This window comes from Geodermatophilus sp. SYSU D00758 (genome assembly GCF_054049955.1).
Window position 1 is genome coordinate 110,630 of record NZ_JBJGYK010000014.1, and the last position, 16,278, is coordinate 126,907.

The 16,278-nt window shown below is 77.8% G+C and carries 14 protein-coding genes; 2 read left to right on the forward strand and 12 right to left on the reverse strand.

The genetic code is table 11. The features are described 5' to 3' along the window. Positions 1–3 precede the first annotated feature (3 nt). From ACI8AC_RS12505 to ald, 4 genes are all read right to left on the reverse strand, one after another. The gene (locus ACI8AC_RS12505; protein ID WP_456898106.1) at positions 4–504 is read right to left on the reverse strand and encodes a hypothetical protein; all 501 of its coding nucleotides are present in this window, start codon (positions 502–504) and stop codon (positions 4–6) included. After that, positions 501–1,412: a ParA family protein gene (locus ACI8AC_RS12510; RefSeq protein WP_456898107.1), complete on the reverse strand. Its 912-nt coding sequence runs from the start codon at positions 1,410–1,412 to the stop codon at positions 501–503. The genes ACI8AC_RS12505 and ACI8AC_RS12510 overlap by 4 nt, the downstream gene beginning before the upstream one ends. A 217-nt stretch (positions 1,413–1,629) precedes the next feature. Further along, positions 1,630–2,598 (reverse strand): site-specific tyrosine recombinase XerD, encoded by a 969-nt coding sequence (locus tag ACI8AC_RS12515; protein WP_456898132.1) that lies wholly within the window; start codon positions 2,596–2,598, stop codon positions 1,630–1,632. After that, positions 2,595–3,710 (reverse strand): alanine dehydrogenase, encoded by a 1,116-nt coding sequence (gene ald, locus ACI8AC_RS12520; RefSeq protein ID WP_456898108.1) that lies wholly within the window; start codon positions 3,708–3,710, stop codon positions 2,595–2,597. The genes ACI8AC_RS12515 and ald overlap by 4 nt, the downstream gene beginning before the upstream one ends. A 242-nt stretch (positions 3,711–3,952) precedes the next feature. Between ald and ACI8AC_RS12525 the strand changes: the two genes are divergently transcribed. Both ACI8AC_RS12525 and ACI8AC_RS12530 read left to right on the forward strand, forming a co-directional pair. Beyond that, a complete protein-coding gene (locus ACI8AC_RS12525; RefSeq protein WP_456898109.1) occupies positions 3,953–4,576 on the forward strand; it encodes a hypothetical protein in 624 nt (207 codons plus the stop codon). A 157-nt stretch (positions 4,577–4,733) separates the two neighbouring features. Further along, positions 4,734–5,351 (forward strand): hypothetical protein, encoded by a 618-nt coding sequence (locus ACI8AC_RS12530; protein WP_456898110.1) that lies wholly within the window; start codon positions 4,734–4,736, stop codon positions 5,349–5,351. A 31-nt stretch (positions 5,352–5,382) separates the two neighbouring features. Here ACI8AC_RS12530 and ACI8AC_RS12535 read toward each other — a convergent pair whose 3' ends face one another. Genes ACI8AC_RS12535 through steA form a run of 8 tightly spaced genes read right to left on the reverse strand, consistent with a single transcriptional unit; the run spans position 5,383 to position 16,065 of the window. Then, on the reverse strand, positions 5,383–6,009 hold the full coding sequence (locus tag ACI8AC_RS12535) for an NUDIX domain-containing protein (RefSeq protein ID WP_456898111.1): 627 nt from the start codon (positions 6,007–6,009) through the stop codon (positions 5,383–5,385). 2 nt (positions 6,010–6,011) lie between these two features. After that, positions 6,012–7,766 (reverse strand): CTP synthase, encoded by a 1,755-nt coding sequence (locus ACI8AC_RS12540; RefSeq protein WP_456898112.1) that lies wholly within the window; start codon positions 7,764–7,766, stop codon positions 6,012–6,014. After that, entirely contained in the window at positions 7,741–10,329 is a 2,589-nt protein-coding gene (locus ACI8AC_RS12545) for a hypothetical protein (protein ID WP_456898113.1), read from the reverse strand. Before ACI8AC_RS12545 ends, ACI8AC_RS12540 begins: the two co-directional genes overlap by 26 nt. After that, positions 10,326–11,480 (reverse strand): glycosyltransferase family 4 protein, encoded by a 1,155-nt coding sequence (locus tag ACI8AC_RS12550; RefSeq protein ID WP_456898114.1) that lies wholly within the window; start codon positions 11,478–11,480, stop codon positions 10,326–10,328. The genes ACI8AC_RS12545 and ACI8AC_RS12550 overlap by 4 nt, the downstream gene beginning before the upstream one ends. Before the next feature lie 43 nt (positions 11,481–11,523). Next, complete coding sequence (gene murJ / locus ACI8AC_RS12555) at positions 11,524–13,116, reverse strand: murein biosynthesis integral membrane protein MurJ (protein ID WP_456898115.1); 1,593 nt, start codon at positions 13,114–13,116, stop codon at positions 11,524–11,526. Then, the gene (locus tag ACI8AC_RS12560) at positions 13,113–13,961 is read right to left on the reverse strand and encodes a hypothetical protein (RefSeq protein WP_456898116.1); all 849 of its coding nucleotides are present in this window, start codon (positions 13,959–13,961) and stop codon (positions 13,113–13,115) included. Before ACI8AC_RS12560 ends, murJ begins: the two co-directional genes overlap by 4 nt. Continuing rightward, entirely contained in the window at positions 13,958–14,944 is a 987-nt protein-coding gene (locus tag ACI8AC_RS12565; protein ID WP_456898117.1) for a copper transporter, read from the reverse strand. Before ACI8AC_RS12565 ends, ACI8AC_RS12560 begins: the two co-directional genes overlap by 4 nt. Beyond that, positions 14,941–16,065, reverse strand: a complete 1,125-nt coding sequence (gene steA, locus ACI8AC_RS12570; protein ID WP_456898118.1) for a putative cytokinetic ring protein SteA — start codon at positions 16,063–16,065, stop codon at positions 14,941–14,943. Before steA ends, ACI8AC_RS12565 begins: the two co-directional genes overlap by 4 nt. Positions 16,066–16,278 lie beyond the last annotated feature (213 nt).

The following is a 16,278-nucleotide window of genomic DNA, read 5'->3' on the forward strand; positions in this document are numbered from 1 at the left end:
GGCTCACCGGCCCGTGAGCCGCCGCACGAGCACCGAGTCGGCGCCGGAGTCGGCGAGGTCGGCCAGCAGCACCGCGATCGCCTCGCGCACGATCCGCCCCCGGTCGGCCGCCACGCCGTGCTCGGCGCGCAGCGACAGCCGGGCGCTCTCCAGCGCCAGCAGCTCCTCGGCCGAGAGGTAGACGGTGATCTTCTCGTCGTGCCGGGTGCGCTCCGTGCGCTGCGCGCGGCCGCGGGTCGGGCGCCCCGGCGGCGCGGGCACCGGAGCCGGGGTGCGGTAGGCGGCCAGCGGGTCGTCCTGCGCGCCGCCGGGGACCAGGGTGAGCGAGGTGGGCTCGCCGCCGGCCGGGGCGGCCGGTTCGCCGCGCCGGGGGCCGCCCCCCCGCAACGCCGGGGAGCTCACCGTGGCGCTGATGCTCGGCAGCTCGGTGACCTCGGGGGTCTCGGGCGCGTCCGTGCGGCGGAACAGCTCCGCCGCGCCGGGGAGCACGGGACGCCGCGTCACAGCGCCAGCACCTCCTTGGCGAGGTCGCGGTAGGCCGACGCGCCCGACGACGTGGGCGCCCACGTGGTGATCGGCTGCCCGGCGACCGTCGTCTCCGGGAAGCGCACGGTGCGCTGGATGACGGTCCGGAACACCGTGTCGCCGAAGGCCTCGACCACCCGGCTGAACACCTCGCGGCAGTGCACGGTGCGCGTGTCGTACATCGTGGCCAGGATCCCGGAGATCTCCAGGTCGGGGTTGAGCCGCTCCTTGACCTTCTCGATGGTGTCGACCAGCAGCGCCACCCCGCGCAGCGAGAAGAACTCGCACTCCAGCGGGATGATCACGCCCTGCGCGGCGGTGAGCGCGTTGACCGTCAGCAGCCCGAGCGAGGGCTGGCAGTCGATGAGGACGTAGTCGTAGTCCGCCCGCACGTCGGCCAGCACCCGCAGCAGGGTCTGCTCGCGGGCGACCTCGCTGACCAGCTGCACCTCGGCGGCGGACAGGTCGATGTTGCTGGGGATGAGGTCCAGACCCGGGACGTCGGTGTGCACCAGCACGTCCTTCAGCGAGGTCCGCCGCTCCATCAGCGCGTTGTAGATGGTGCGGTCCAGGTTCTGCGCCGGGACGCCCAGGCCCACCGACAGCGCGCCCTGCGGGTCGAGGTCGACCAGCAGCACCTTGCGGCCGTACTCCACCAGGGAGGCACCCAGGTTGATGGTGGACGTCGTCTTGCCGACGCCGCCCTTCTGGTTGCACAGGGCGATGACCCGGGCGGGGCCGTGCTGGGTGAGCGGCCGCGGCTCGGGCAGCGGGCGCACCCGCGCGCGGGCCGGGTCCAGCCCGCGCGAGGCGGCGGCGCCCATCTCGGGTCCGGTGTCGGTCGGGAACGGAACGGCCGGGCCGGCCGCGTCCCCTCGCATCGCCATCGGTCTGTTGCCTCCACCTCGTGCCCGTCCCGGCCGGTCACCGCCGGTCGCGGGCGGCCGTTCCGCCCGCCGGGTGCCCCCGACGCTAGGGAGACGGACAGCGTTCACCGAGGAGGCACGCCGCGCGCCGTGTCGACTTGGCGACGGTTGCTGACACAGAGGCGCGGGACCGGCTGGGATGACGGCAACACCTGCCGTCTGCGCGCCGGGCGGTCTGTCAGCTCACCGCGCGCGGGTGGCTGGTCGCCCAGACCTCCCGGAGCCGGTCGACGGTGACCAGCGTGTAGACCTGGGTCGTCGTCACCGAGGCGTGCCCGAGCAGCTCCTGCACGACCCGGACGTCGGCGCCCCCGTCGAGCAGGTGCGTGGCGAAGGAGTGCCGCAGCGTGTGCGGGGAGACGTGCCGGGCCAGGTCGCCGTCGGCGCCGCCGGCCCGCTCGGCCGCCGTCCGGAGGATCGCCCAGGCGCTCTGCCGGGACAGCGGGCCGCCGCGCGCGTTGAGGAACAGGGCCCCGCCGCGCACGCCGGCCCGGCCGGCCGCCGCCAGGGCCGGGCGGGCCCGCACGAGGTAGTCCTCCACGGCGCGCAGCGCGTAGGAGCCGACCGGCACCACCCGCTGCTTGCCGCCCTTGCCGGCCAGCCGCACCACGGCCTGCCCGCGGTCGAGGTCGTCCACGGCCAGCCCGACCGCCTCGGAGATCCGCGCCCCGGTGCCGTAGAGCAGCTCGAGCAGCGCCCGGTCGCGCAGCCCGCGCGGCCCCTCCACCGACCCGGCGGCCTCGATGAGCGCGACCACCGACTCCACCGGGATCGCCTTGGGCAGCCGGCGGGCCGGCGCCGGCGGGCGCACCTCGTGCGCGACGTCGCTGGTCACCAGCCCGTCGAGCAGCGCGAAGCGGTGCAGCCCGCGGACGGCGACCACCGCGCGCGCCGCGGACGTCGCGGACAGCGGAGGGTGCCCGTCGTCGCCCTGGCGCAGGGCGGCCAGGAACGCCGCCACGTCGGCCTCGGCGACCTCTCCCAGCCCGCGGACGCCGGCCGCCCCGAGGAACTCGGTGTAGCGGCGCAGGTCGCGGCGGTAGGAGGCGATCGTGTTGGCCGCCAGGCCGCGCTCGACGGCGAGGTGGTCGAGGTAGCCGGTGACGACGCGGGCGACGTCCCCGGCGGTGGTGGGGGCGGTCGTCAGGTCAGCACCTCCTCCAGCGGGGCGGCGGCCATGCCGTGGGCCTCGGCGACCTCGGCGAGCACGACCTGCCCGGAGACCACGTTGACGCCGCGCGCCAGCGCCGGGTCGGCCTGCACCGCGGCAGCGGTGCCCTCGTTGGCCAGGGCCATGACGTAGGGCAGCGTCACGTTGGTCAGCGCGTGGGTCGAGGTGTTGGGGACCGCGCCGGGCATGTTGGCCACGCAGTAGAAGACCGAGTCGTGCACCCGGAAGGTCGGGTCGTCGTGCGTGGTCGGCCGGGTGTCCTCGAAGCACCCGCCCTGGTCGACGGCGATGTCGACCAGCACCGAGCCCGGCTTCATCCGGCTGACCAGCTCGTTGCTCACGAGGGTCGGGGCCTTGGCACCGGGCACCAGCACCGCGCCGATGACCAGGTCGGCGTCGAGGACCGCGCGCTCGACCTCGTAGGCGTTGGAGGCGACGGTCTGCATGTGCCCCTGGTAGATGCGGTCGGCGGCGCGCAGCTTGTCGATGTCCTTGTCCATGACCACGACCTCGGCCTGCATGCCCAGGGCGATCGCGGCGGCGTTCATCCCGGAGACGCCGGCCCCGATGACGACCACCTTGGCGGCGTAGACCCCCGACACCCCGCCGAGGAGGACCCCGCGGCCGCCGTGGGCCCGCTCGAGGGTGTGCGCCCCCACCTGCGGGGCCATCCGGCCGGCCACCTCGGACATCGGTGCCAGCAGCGGCAGCGCACCGCCGGCGGTCTGCACCGTCTCGTAGGCGATGGCGGTGGTGCCGGAGGCGACCAGCGCGTCGGTGCAGGCCTTGGACGCGGCCAGGTGGAGGTAGGTGAACAGCGTCTGCCCGGCGCGCAGGCGGCCGTGCTCCTCCTCGATCGGCTCCTTGACCTTGAGCAGCAGGTCCGCGTCGGCCCAGACGTCGTCGGCCGAGTCCAGGATGGTCGCGCCGGCGGCGGTGTAGTCTGCGTCGGGGATCGACGAGCCCTCCCCCGCCCCGCGCTCGACCAGCACGGTGTGCCCGGCACGGACCAGCTCGGTCACCCCGGCGGGGGTGAGCGCGACCCGGTACTCGCGGTTCTTGACCTCTCGGGGGACCCCGACCCTCATGCGCTCTCCTCGGTAGGGGCGGGAGTCGGACCCCGAGGGTGACGGGGCGGCACCCACCACGCTGTGGGCGGCCCGGTCGGGGCCTGCCTCGGCGGAGTCTAGGGGCCGGGGCCGCCGGACCGGACCAGGGCGGGCCGCCGGCCACCCGGAGGGGTGCACCCGGCGGCCCGCCGGGTAGGGGTGCCCCCGGCGGCCCGCCGGGTAGGGGTCCCCGGCCGCCCGCCGCTCCCCGGAGGTCCCGCATGCCCCTCTACGCGCCCCGATCGGGCCTGCGCGCCCGCCAGGCGGCCGCCGACCTCGGCCTGCTGGCCTGGACCGCGGCCTGGGTGCTGGCCGCCCGCGCCGCGCACCGCGCCGTGCTCGTGCTCGCCGGGCCCGGCGACGCCGTGGCCGAGCTGGGCGGCTCGGTCGCCGGCAGCATGGCGCGCGCCGCCGAGGCGGCCGGGGACGTCCCGGTGGTGGGCGACGACCTGGCCGCGCCGCTGGAGGGCCTCGGGCGGGCCGGCGCCTCGGTCAGCGGGGCGGGCACCGGGGTCTCCGACACGGTGGCGACCCTGGCCGCCGTCCTCGCCGGCGCCCTCGTCGTCCTGCCGGTCGTCGTCTACCTGCTCCGCTGGCTGCCGTGGCGGCTGGGCTGGGTGCGGGCGGCCGGCGCGGCCACCCGCCTGGCCGCCGCCGACCCGGCCGTGCTCGCCGTCCGGGCCGTGGCCACGGCGCCGCTGGACCGGCTGGCCGCCCTCCCGCCGGGCACGGTGGCGGCCTGGCGGGCCGGGGACTCCGCCGCCGAGCGGGCCCTCGCCGCCCTGGAGCTCGACCGCCTGGGGCTGGCGCTCGACCCGCGGCGGGAGCTGCCGGCTTCGCGTTGAGGCCGGCCGCCCCGCTGCCGAAGAAGCTGCCGTGGCGGCGGCACGGGGACGGCGACGGGCACTCCGACCGGCACCGGGAGCCGCGGCCCGGCAGCGCGGCGCGCGGACCGGGGCGCGGACCCGGCGGCGGCCCCCGCGGCGCAGCGGGGCCGCGAGGATGGCGCTCGGCGCTGCGGCCGCCCTCGCCCTCGGGTTGCTGGCGTTCAGCGCACCGGCCGGCGACCTGGCCGCCGCGCTCACGGCGACCGCCGCACCCGCGCCGGTCACCGCGCCGCGCGCCGTCGCGCTCCCCGCCCCCGAGGCGGTCGTGGCCCGCCCCGTCCCGGTCGAGCCGCCGGTGGTCGCCACCGGGCCCGCGCCGGTGGGCGGCCTGCGGGTGGAGGTCCCGCAGCCGCTGGTCCCGGTGGGCGTCGTCCCCGAGCTCGAGCCGCGCCCGGACGACCCGTGCAGCGCGCACGGCACGCCCACGCGCATCGTGCCCGCGGTCGAGCCGGCCGGGCCCGGCGCGGTCCGGCTGTCCTGGCGCGCGGACTCCGCCCCCGAGGTGCGGGGCTACCGCGTGCAGGCGGTGGAGCAGTCGCTGCGGCCCGGCCGCCAGGCCGCGCCGCCGCAGGTGGTCGTCGCCCAGCCCGACGGGTGCGCGGTGGTCGCGGCGACGGTCGCCGGCCTGGCCCCCGGCGCCCGCTACGTCTTCTGGCTCGAGGAGGAGGTCACCGACAGCCTCTCGGCGCGCTGGGTGCAGGTGGGGACGTCGGAGCCGGTCACCGTCGGCTGAGCCCCGGCCGACCGCGTGCCGCGCGGTGGTCTCAGCCGGCGTCGACCGGGCGCAGCCGGGCGCCGGTGGCCCGCACCTGCGCGGCGGCGAGCAGGCCGATGACCGCGGCGGCGTTGCGGATGTCCCCGTCGAACACGCGCTGGACGGCCTCGGCCAGCGGCACCCGCTCCACCTGCATGTCCAGCTCCTCGTGCTCGACGGTGAACCCCTCCGGCACCTCGGTGTCCGAGAGGCCTTCGGCCAGGTAGACCAGCACGAGCTCGTCGCAGAAGCCCGGCGTGCTGTAGGTGGTGGTCAGCAGCGACCAGCGCTCGGCGGCCAGCCGCACCTCCTCGGCCAGCTCCCGCCGGGCGGTCTGCACCGGCGGCTCGCCGTCGGTGTCACGGAGCCCGGCCGGCAGCTCCCACAGGTAGCCGCCCACCGGGTGCCGGTACTGCCGGAGCAGGACGACGCGGTCCTGCTCGTCGAGGGCCACGACCGCGACCGCGCCCGGGTGGTGGACGACCTCCCGGACGCTGTCCCCGCCCCCGGGCATGGCCACGGTGTCGCGGACCAGCTCGATGACCCGGCCCGCGTACACCTGCTCCCGGCCGACGACCCGGTACTCGTGCGGGGCGGCACCGTCCCGGGGAGCACCGTCGCGGGGCCCGTCGGTCACGGTCAGATCCCCACCTTCTCGCCCTCGTCCACCGGCACCGGCAGCCGGGCGGACTCCGAGCGGTCGATGGCGGCCTTGACGAACGCGGCGAACAGCGGGTGCGGCCGGGTCGGGCGGCTCTTGAGCTCCGGGTGCGCCTGGGTGCCGACGAAGAACGGGTGCACGTCGGCCGGGTACTCGACGAACTCCACGAGCGTGCCGTCGGGCGAGGTGCCGGAGAAGACCAGCCCCGCCTCGGCGAGCCGGTCCCGGTAGGCGTTGGCGACCTCGTAGCGGTGCCGGTGCCGCTCGGTGATCTCGGTGCTGCCGTAGGCCGCCGCCGTCACCGAGCCCCGCTGCAGGCTGGCCGGGTAGCTGCCCAGCCGCATGGTGCCGCCCATGTCGCCGCGGCCGGCCACGACCTCCACCTGGCTGGCCATCGTGGCGATCACCGGGTCGGGGGTGTCGGGGTCGAACTCCGCGGAGTTGGCCTTCGCCAGGCCGGCCAGGTTGCGCGCGGCCTCGATGACCATGCACTGCAGGCCCAGGCACAGCCCCAGGGTCGGGATGCCGTCGACCCGGGCGTGGGTGATCGCGCCCAGCTTGCCCTCGATGCCGCGGACCCCGAACCCGCCGGGGATGCACACCCCGTCGACGCCGGCGAGGGCCTGGCGCGCCCCCTCGGGGGTCTGGCAGTCGTCGGAGGGCACCCAGCGGATCTCCACCCGGCTGCGGTGGGCGAACCCGCCGGCGCGCAGGGCCTCGGTGACCGACAGGTAGGCGTCGGGCAGGTCGATGTACTTGCCGACCAGCGCGATGGTGACGGTCTGCCGGGGCGCGTGCACCCGGTCGAGCAGGTCGCCCCAGACGGTCCAGTCGACGTCCCGGAAGGGCAGCCCCAGCCGCCGGACGACGTAGGCGTCCAGGCCCTCGCGGTGCAGCACCTTGGGGATGTCGTAGATCGACGGCGCGTCGGCGCAGGAGATGACCCCCTCGGCGTCGACGTCGCACATCAGGCTGATCTTGCGCTTGAGGCCGGTGCCGATCTCGCGGTCGGCGCGGCACACCAGCGCGTCGGGCTGGATGCCGATGTTGCGCAGCGCCGCCACCGAGTGCTGGGTCGGCTTGGTCTTCAGCTCCCCCGACGGCGCGATGTAGGGCACCAGCGAGATGTGCAGGAAGAAGCAGTTGTCCCGGCCGATCTCGTGCCGCACCTGCCGGGCGGCCTCCAGGAACGGCAGCGACTCGATGTCGCCGACGGTGCCGCCGATCTCGGTGATGACGACGTCGACGCGGCGGCCGTCCTCGCCGTCCCGGACGTCGGCGCCGGCCAGGATCCGCGCCTTGATCTCGTTCGTGATGTGCGGGATGACCTGGACGGTGTCGCCCAGGTACTCCCCGCGCCGCTCCTTGGCGATCACGTCGGAGTACACCTGGCCGGTGGTCACGTTGGCCCGGCCGTCGAGGTCGGTGTCGAGGAAGCGCTCGTAGTGGCCGATGTCGAGGTCGGTCTCGGCGCCGTCCTCGGTCACGAAGACCTCACCGTGCTGGAACGGGTTCATCGTCCCGGGGTCGACGTTGAGGTACGGGTCCAGCTTCTGCATGGTCACCCGCAGCCCGCGGCTGGACAGCAGCGCGCCCAGCGAGCTGGCGGTCAGGCCCTTGCCGAGGGAGGAGACAACCCCGCCGGTGACGAAGACGAACTTCGTCGGCTGGGAGTTGTGGAGGATTACCGGTGGTGCGTAGGACGTGTCAGGCCTGCCATGCGGTCGATCCACGGGAGACGACCGTAACACGGTCGGGGTCCTCCCCCGGCTCGGGACGCGGGGTGCCGTCCGACACCCCCGCGGCGCCCGGCCCGCCGCCGCGCGGGGCCGCGGCGAGCTCGACCAGCAGCGGCACCAGGAGGGTGGCCGCGGTGGCGGGCAGGGCCACGCCGGAGTCGTTGACCAGCGCCCCGAGGGTCAGGCTCAGGGCGCCGGCGAGCAGGCCGGCGCGCAGGACGGCCAGGTCACGGGCCGGCAGCAGGTCGGTGCGGCCGCGCAGCAGCCCGGGCCCCCGCAGCGGCCCCGGCAGCAGGCCCCCGGGGCGGACCAGCCACACGGCGGCGACCAGCGCCACGGGCAGCACCCACGCCAGGGGGCTGCCCAGCAGGATGCCGAGGTTGGCCTCGGCCTTGCGGCTGACCACCGTCCACGCCTGGCCGGTGAGCAGCTGGTCGACGAAGCGGCCGAGGTGGCTGCGCTCGGCCGGCGGCCGCAGCCAGTCCAACCAGGCGAGGGTGCCCACGGCGGCCACGGCCAGGCCCAGCACCCCGGCCATCCGGGTCACCGTGACCCGCGTGCCGGTGAGCAGCATGGCCAGGAGCACGAAGCCGGGCAGGACGGCGAGGACGCCGCCGAAGTCGCGGCCCAGCGACGGCGCCCCCACGACGACGACGGCGAGCGCGCCGGCGGCCAGGACGACGCCGGCGGTCACCGCCCGGGACCGCGCCTGCGGGGCCCGCCGCCCGGCCGCCGTCGCCGCGGCCGCGGTGAGCAGCAGCGCGCTGACCGACAGCAGGCCGAAGGTGAGGTTGCCGTAGCCGGTGAACCGCCCGGCCACGATCGCGTCGTACCCGAGCAGGCCGTTGAGCTCGAGGGTGGAGCCGGTGAGGACGTCCCCGACCAGGGTGGCGAGGGTGACGGCGAGGACGGCGACCGGCGGGCCCAGCCGGTGCCGGCGCCACGGGCCGAGCGCGGCGACCGCGAGCACGACCGCGGTGGCCAGCAGCACCGCCCCCGCGTGGGCCAGGCGCGGTGACCCGGCGCGCTCCCACGGCAGCAGCCCGGCCAGGTAGGTCCCCGCCGGGAGGGCCGCGGCCGCCAGCGCGACCGGGCGCACCGCCCCGCGCAGCCGCTCCCCCGCCGGGCGCGGGGCCGCGCCGCGGCGGCGACCGCCGGCCGCCAGCAGCCCGAGGGCCACGACCGCGGCGTCGAGCAGCACGACCGCCCAGAAGAACGTGCTGGTGCTGCGGTAGTGCGCGGAGGCGGCGGTGCTCGCCCGGTCCAGCGCGGCGACGGCCTCGGCCAGCGGCGGCCGCGCGCCGTCGACCCGCAGCGGCTGGCCGTTCATCGAGGCGGGCCGGTCCAGGCCCAGCGCGTCCAGGACGGTGGGCGCGACGTCGATGAGCTGGGTGTAGGGCGCGCGCCCGGTGCTGGCCGAGGTCAGCCACCGCTGGCCGTCGAAGCCGGCGCCGGAGGCGATGCCGACGTGCAGCTGGGGGCGGCCGTCGTTGACCTCGGAGATGCCCTGCAGCAGGAGCAGGGTCTCGCCGGGCGCGGCCTCGGCCGCCCGGGCCAGCCGGCCGACCGCGTCGTCGATCGCGGCCAGCGCCTCGGCCCGCGGGAGGGGGTCGGTGCCGGTGTCGCTGCCGTCGAGGTCGGGCTCCCCGGCATCGACGAGCGCGTCGAGGGAGACCAGCGTGAGGGGGCAGCCGGTCAGCAGCCCGGCCGGGTCGGCCGGCAGCCGCTCCCGCTGGTCGAGGTCGACGCCGGGCGCGGCGGCGGCCAGGGCGGGCGCGCGGCCGACGACGGTGGCGCAGCCGACCGCGGCGCCGAGCGCGGCCGGCTCGGCGCCGAACCGGGCGGTACCGGCGTCCCCGGCGACGGCGGCCACCGCCGACCGCGGGTCGGCCAGCCCGGCGGCGGCCAGCCGCTCCTGCAGACCGCAGTGCGACAGCGCCGGGGTGGCCGGGGGCACCGGGAGGGCCTGGTCCGGCGGCGCGGTGCCGCCGTCCGTGCCGCCGTCCGTGCCGCCGTCCGTGCCGCCGTCCGTGCCGCCGTCCGCGCCGTCCCCGTCCGGGTCCTCACCCGTGCCCGGCGCGGCGCCGGGCAGCGGCACGGTGGGCAGCGGCACCGGGGGGATCGACTCGTCCGGCGCCGGGAACCGGGCCCGGTTGCCGGCGCCGAGCGTGGCCCACCCGTCGAGCAGGCAGCTGGTGGCGCGGGCCGCGCGCACCGACACCGCGCTCAGCGGCGCCCCCTCGGCCAGCGCCCACAGCTCGGGGGTGGCCTGCGGGTCGAGGTCGTCCCACACCAGGCCGGGCACGCCGACGACCACCACCCGGTCGGCGCTGGCACCGTCGGTGTCGGCGGTCGGCCCCTCGCCGGACCCGGCGGTCTGCCCCTCGCCGGACTCGGCGATCGGGCCCTCCCCGGGCCCGGCGGGCGCCGCGTCGTCCTCGGCCGGGGCCGCGGCGGCGGGGCCGGCCAGGACGACGAGCGCGGCGAGGACGGCGGTCACGAGCGCCGCCAGGACGGCCGTCAGGACGGCGGGCGGGCGCACCGCGGCCCGGGTCACGGCGCCGTGCCCCCGGCCGGTCCGGGCGGCGGGCCGAGCAGCTCGCGGTAGACCGCGACCAGCTGGCGGGCGGTGGCCGCCTCGTCGGGCCAGGTGCGCGCCCGCGCGGTCCCCGCCTCGGCCAGCCGGTGGGCCCGCGCCGGGTCGGCCAGCAGCCCGGTCACCGCGGCGGCCAGCGCGCCGGCGTCCCCCACCGGCACCAGCTCGGCGGCGTCCCCGAGGAGCTCGGGCAGCCCGCCGGTGCGGGTGGCCACCAGCGGGGTGCCGGTGCGCAGGGCCTCCTGCGCGGTCAGCGAGCGGGCCTCCCAGACCGACGGCAGCACCGCCAGGTCGGCGGCCGCCAGCAGGTCGGCGACGTCGGCGCGGCGGCCCAGCAGCCGCACCGGCAGCCGGTGCTCGGTGATCCGGGCGGCGAGCGCGTCGTGCAGCGGGCCGTCGCCGGCGACGGCGACCAGGGGCACGACCGGCTCCCGGGCCCACCGGGCGGCCGCGTCGAGCAGCACGTCGTAGCCCTTCTGCGGGTGCAGCCGGCCCACCGCGACGACCAGCGGGCGCCCGTCGGCCAGGCCCAGCTCCGCGCGCACGGCCGCGCGGTCGCGGGCGGGCGGCGGCAGCGGCGGCGCCGAGACCGGGGCGACCCGGACGTCCCGGGCCCCGAGCCGGCGGGCGTTGCCGGCCAGGTCGGCGGAGGCCGCCAGCACCAGGTCGGCGGCGCGCACGGTGGCCCCCTCGGCGCGGGCCAGGACCCGGCGCACCGCGCCGCCGCGCTCGGGCAGCGCATTGTGCAGGGTCAGCACCAGCGGCCGCGCCCGGGGGCCGCCCAGCCGGCGGGCCGCGGCGGCGACCAGGCCGGCCCGCAGCCCGTGGGCGTGCACCAGGTCGGCGTCCGCGGTGGCCCGGCGCAGCCGCGCCACCGCCCGCGCGTCGGCGGCCGGGGAGAGCCCCGCGGCGATCTCCACGGGAGCGAACCCCGCCCCGGTCGCGGTGAAGCCGAAGAGCTCCTCGGTGGCCGCCGGGCCGCACACCCGGGGATCGGCACCGGCGTCCCGCAGCGCGGGCAGCACCGAGCGCACGTGTGTGCCCACCCCGCCGGTGCTCGTGGCGAGCACCTCGGCCACGCGGCGTCCCCGCAGGGGCAGCGCATCGGCCACCGTGCACCTCCTCCCGTCCCGGTCGTCCAGCCGTCCCCCGCCGTCACAGCCCGCGCACGGCCGCTCGCAGCGGCCGCCAGGCCGTCCCCATCATGACCGCACCGGCGACGGTGAGGGCAGCCGCCGCGGCCAGCACGCCGGCGCCGACGACCGACACCAGGCTCCCCCGCGGCACCGGGTCGGCGCCGAGCGCGCCGGCGACCGCCAGCCCGGCGGCGCCGGCCAGGCCGGCGGCGACCAGCGCGGGCCCGCCCACCCGCACCACGCCGGCCAGCCCGGCCGGACCGGTCACCCGCAGCACCACGACCAGCAGCGCCACCCCGGCGACGCTCACCCCGACGGTGTGCCCGGCGCCCAGGGCCGTGGCCCGGTCGGCGGGGGGCAGGACCGCGGCGAGCACCACGTCGGCGGCGACGGCGACCAGCCAGCCCCCCACGACGCAGGCGGTCGGCGCCCGCCACAGCCCGCGGGCGTAGAGCGCACGGGTCAGCACCGCCACCAGCCCGTAGCCGGCCAGCCCGGGCGCGAAGGCGACGATGGTGTCGCGCAGGGCGGCCACGGCCTCCGGCGGGCCGGCGGCCAGGAAGACCCGCGCCATCGGGCCGGAGACGGCCACCAGCACCGCGGCCGCCACCAGGGAGGCGGTCACGACCAGGACCGTGACCGGCGCCAGCACCGCCCGGAAGCCGGCCTCGTCGCCGGTCTCGGCGCGCTCGGACAGCCCCGGGTAGGCCGAGGTGGCCAGGGGCACCGCCAGCGCGGCCCACGGCACGAGGAAGACCGTCAGCCCCGCGACGTAGACCACCTGGGTGCCGTCGGGGGCGCCGGTGTTGGCCAGCCGGATCGCCACCGCCGCGAGCAGCTGCTGCCCGGCCAGGGTCAGCACCCCGGCCACGGCCAGCCGGCGCACGCGCGGCGCGGCGCCCACGGGGAAGCGCAGCGACGGCCGCAGGCCCAGCCCGAGCCGCCGGGTGGGCGCGAGCAGGCTCAGCGACAGCGCGGCCACGCCGAGCGTCGTCCCCACCGAGAGGACCAGCTCGGCGGGGGTGGAGAGGTCGGCCGCCGAGCGGCTGCCGTCGAGGGCGGCGAAGGCGAGGTAGGCCCCCGCGACCACCAGGCTGGACAGCAGCGGGGCCAGCGCGGGCATCGCGAAGCGGCGGTGGGCCTGCAGGACGCCGGTGAGCACGATGCCGATGCCGTACAGCACGACCTGCGGGGCGAAGACGACGAGGAAGCGGGCGGCCAGGTCGATCTGGGCGTCGTCGGCCGACCCGAGCAGCAGCCGGGCGATGGGCCCGGCCAGCACCGCGACGAGCACCGCCAGCGGGGTGAGCACCAGCAGGGCCCAGCCCAGCAGCGCCGAGGCGGTGCGGCGGACCTGCTCGCGGTCCCCGGCGGCGATCCCGCCGGCGAGCATCGGCACGACCAGGCTGGCCAGCGCCCCGCCGGCGACGACCTCGAAGACGATGTTGGGCACGGCGTTGGCGGCGACGTACGCGTCCCCGGTGCTGCCCGCGCCCACGGCGTTGGTGAACACCAGCGTCCGGCCGAAGCCGGCCAGCCGGGCCAGGACCGTGAGGACGGCGATCAGCGCCGCGGCACCGGCGACCCCCTGCAGCGCCTGCCGGCGGCTCATGCCGGGCGGCGGCCGAGCCGGTCCAGTTCCCGCAGGCCGGGGGTGGCCTCGATGACGCGGGTGAAGCTGACCCGCTCGCTGGCCAGCGTGAGCGCGACGACGCCCCCGAGCAGCCCGGCCCGCAGGCCGCGGGAGCGCAGGGCGGCCAGGCGCAGGCCGAGGAGGGCGCCCAGGGCGTTGGCGCCGCTGTCGCCCAGCATCACCCGCTCGCCGAGGTCGGCCGGCAGCACGGCGAGGGTCGCGCCCAGCGGGCCGGCGACCAGCGGCCCGGCCGGACCGCCCAGGGTGGCCGCGGCCAGCAGCGCCCCGGCCTTGCCCGCCCGGCCGGGGCGCAGGTCCAGCAGGTTGACCAGGTTCGCGGTGCCGGCGACCAGGCCGGTGGTGAGCAGCGCGTCGGGGGCCGCCCCGGAGCCGCGGCCGCGGCCGGTGAGCGCCGCCGCGACAGCCGCGGCGGCCCCGATGCCGGCCACCTTGACCGCGCCGGCCGACACCCGCCCGGCCCGCAGCGCCGCGAGGTGCCCGGCCAGCCCCTTGTCCCGGGCCTGCTCGGGCCGGGCGCCGGCCAGGTCGTCGTAGCCCCCCACCAGCCCGGAGACCGAGCCGGCCACCAGGGCCGCGCCCCGCCACCCGGCGGGCGCGCCGGCGGCGGCGCCGGCGGTGGCCGCGACGGCGAGGGCCGGGCCGCCGAGCAGGGTCACCGGTCGCCCCGCGTAGTTCGTCCGCCGCCACGGGGCGCCGGCCGGGCGGGCGGTGACCGCCGCGGCGGCCGCCAGCCCGGCCCGGGCCGCGACCGCGGCGCCGAGCGCGAGCCCGGCCCTCCCGCGCGCCGGCCCGTCCCGCCTCACGGGGCGGCGGCCGGGACCGGCGGCACCGGCTGGGTGTCCTCGCCGGTGCCGTACTTGCCGGACGTGCCCTCGCTCTCCTGGCCGAGCGCCAGGACCGTGCTGACCCGGCCGGTGGCCGATCCGACGTTGTCGACCGTGGAGACGGCCGCCGACAGCGAGGGGTCGGCGCGGATGACGCCGACGACGCCGGTCTCACCGGCCGTCGCGCCGTCGCCGGCCACGACGGCGCCGGAGCCGGCACCGTCCAGCGCGGCCACCAGGTCGACCAGGGCGTCGGTCCGGTCCGCGGCGTCGTCGCCGTCCGGCGCGCCGGCGGTGAGCAGGACGGCGTAGTCGGCCGGGGTGACCGATGCGGAGTCCTGGGTCAGCACGTCGAGCGCCGAGAGGCCGGCCAGCACGGAGGACAAGGCGGCGGTGTCGGGCGCCGACGGGTCGGCCGGGGCGGCGCCGTCGGGCGGCGCCGGGTCCTCGGACGGCGGCACCATCAGCGTCTGGGCCAGCAGCGCGGCGACCAGCTGCCCGGTGTCGTCGGTCTCCGGCAGCGTCACGCCGGTGGGCAGGCCCGGGCCGGTGACGTAGCTCTGCAGCTGCGAGGCCGTCGCGGGGTCGCTGTACTCCGGCTGCAGCGTGACCTGCCCGGTGACCTCCGCGCCGGCCTCCTGCAGCAGCGCGGTGACCTCGTCCACCGTCTCGGTGGGCACGTCGTCGCCGGTGGTGAGCAGCACGACGCCCTCGCCGGCCAGGGTGCCCTCGACGAGGGCGGGGGCGACCGCCTCGGCGAAGGAGCCGGCGCCGTCCAGCTCGGCCTGCAGCTCCCGCGTGGTGTTCTCCAGCTCGCGCTTGTCCTGCTCCAGCGCGCTCACCTGGTTGCGGATGTCCTCGAGGATCGGCTGGTTGAGCTGGGTCGTGCCGATCACGATGCCCAGGGCGACGGCCAGGAAGACCGCGATCAGCGAGACCAGGTGGTAGCGGAAGTCGATCACGAGAAGAGGTTCTCCAGCCAGAACACGAAGCTGTTCCATTGGTCGAGCAGCAGGTCGAGGTAGACCCGGCCGGCCGCCGAGACCGCGAGCGTCGAGCCGATCGCCACGAACGCGGCCAGCACCAGGACGACGAGGGCGGTGGTCGAGATGCGGCTGCGGTAGAGCCGGCTGACGCCCTTGGCGTCGACGAGCTTGCCGCCCAGGCGCAGCCGGGTGAGGAAGGTCGAGGCCATGCCCCCGCGGCCCTTGTCGAGGAACTCCACCAGGGTGGCGTGGGTGCCGACGGCGACGATGAGCTTGGCGCCCTTCTCGTCGGCCAGCAGCATCGCGATGTCCTCGCTGGTGGCCGCGGCAGGGAAGGTGATGGCCTCGACCCCGAGGTCCTGCACCCGGGCCAGGCCGGGGGCCCGGCCGTCGGCGTAGGCGTGCACCACGACCTCCGCGCCCGAGCGCAGCACGTCGTCGCTCACCGAGTCCATGTCCCCGATGATCATGTCCGGCTGGTAGCCGGCCTCCTTGAGCGCGTCGGCGCCGCCGTCGACGCCGATGAGCACCGGCCGGTAGTCGCGGATGTAGGAGCGCAGGGCCTGCAGGTCCTCCTTGTAGTCGTACCCGCGGACGACGACGAGGACGTGCCGGCCCTCGATCCTCGTCTCGACGTCGGGCACGCCGACCCCGTCGAGCAGCAGCGCGCGCTCGCGCTTCATGTACTCCATCGTGTTGGTGGCGAAGGCCTCCAACTGGGTGGACAGCCCGGCCCGGGCCTCGGCCATGGCCTCGGCGATGGTCTCCGGCGTCTGCTGGGTGCCCTTGGCCAGGACGGTGCCGTCCTCGAGCAGCAGCGTGTCGCCGTCCAGCCGGACCCGGGTGCCCTCCTTGACCGCGGAGAGCACCTCCTTGCCGGCGTTGTCGACCAGGGGGATGCCCGCGGCGGTGAGGATCTCCGGGCCCAGGTTGGGGTAGCGACCGGAGATGCTGGCCGAGGCGTTGACGACGGCGGCCACCCGGCACGCGACGAGCGAGTCGGCGCTCACCCGGTCGATGTCGGTGTGGTCGATGACGGCGATGTCGCCGGGTCGCAGGCGCTTGGTCAGGTTCTTCGTGCGGCGGTCCAGGCGCACGGTGCCGGCCACTCCGGGCGCGGACTCGGGTGCGCGGCCGCGACGGAGGGAGCCGAGGCGCATTCGGCCATGCTCCCACGGGGCCCTCGCACCGCCGCCCCCCGACGCGCGACGGCCACCGCGTGATCACTCACAGTGCGCGACACCACGGGGCCGCCGACACGCCCGGCGTCCGGCGTGCGCTCCCCCTGCCGGACCCCCCGCACCCGGTGT

What these genes read in the sequence shown, in the direction of transcription:
- ACI8AC_RS12525 (WP_456898109.1), top strand. Translation starts at nt 3,953, where the DNA reads ATGCCCCTCTACGCGCCCCGATCGGGCCTGCGCGCCCGCCAGGCGGCC.
- ACI8AC_RS12510 (WP_456898107.1), bottom strand. Translation starts at nt 1,412, where the DNA reads ATGGCGATGCGAGGGGACGCGGCCGGCCCGGCCGTTCCGTTCCCGACC.
- ald (WP_456898108.1), bottom strand. Translation starts at nt 3,710, where the DNA reads ATGAGGGTCGGGGTCCCCCGAGAGGTCAAGAACCGCGAGTACCGGGTC.
- murJ (WP_456898115.1), bottom strand. Translation starts at nt 13,116, where the DNA reads ATGAGCCGCCGGCAGGCGCTGCAGGGGGTCGCCGGTGCCGCGGCGCTG.
- ACI8AC_RS12530 (WP_456898110.1), top strand. Translation starts at nt 4,734, where the DNA reads ATGGCGCTCGGCGCTGCGGCCGCCCTCGCCCTCGGGTTGCTGGCGTTC.